The 513-nt window shown below is 65.7% G+C and carries 1 protein-coding gene; it reads left to right on the top strand.

Annotated elements, in window-relative coordinates; translation table 11 throughout:
• Window positions 1–185 precede the first annotated feature (185 nt).
• Window positions 186–513, top strand: a 328-nt coding sequence (locus MOV75_RS41530) for a response regulator (protein ID WP_247008682.1), incomplete at its 3' end; no start/stop codon positions are given.

Here is a 513-nt window from a genome sequence, read left to right as displayed (position 1 = left end):
ACAGGAAGAAGCGCGGCGCGGCCGGCGGCCGTGACGAAGCGGCCTGATCGGCGTGGCAGCCGCCGCGCTGTCCGCCAGGTTGCTTTATATTTGCTGAAACATCCGAGCGAATTTGCCTTGGCCGCTTTACGTCGCTTAAGCGCGAGCCGTGTATCCATCGACGGTCTCAATCTCAGGATACGGAAATGCCCAGAAGTTCCCTTTCCCCCATCTCGTCAAACCTGCCCGATGGCGCCGAACGGCGTGCGCTTCAGCTCCTGGTGGTCGATGACGACGCCACGCAGCGCAGCCTGATCACGGTCGCCGCCAAGCAGGCCGGCCACGAAGTCACCGTGGCGCCGTCGGTGGCGGACGCGATCGAGAAGCTCCGTGCCGCCCGCTTCGATTGTGTGACGCTCGATCTCGTGCTGGAGGATGGCGACGGCATCGACGTGCTGCGCGAGATGGCGGCGGCGAAGTTCGGCGGCGCCGTGATCGTCATCAGCGGCATGGACGGCAAGCGCCGCAGCGCCG

Source organism: Bradyrhizobium sp. PRIMUS42 (assembly GCF_023006515.1).
In the GTDB taxonomy this organism is placed as follows: domain Bacteria; phylum Pseudomonadota; class Alphaproteobacteria; order Rhizobiales; family Xanthobacteraceae; genus Bradyrhizobium.
The sequence above is the reverse complement of the archived record's forward strand: the minus strand, read 5'-3'. Positions and strand labels throughout refer to the sequence as shown.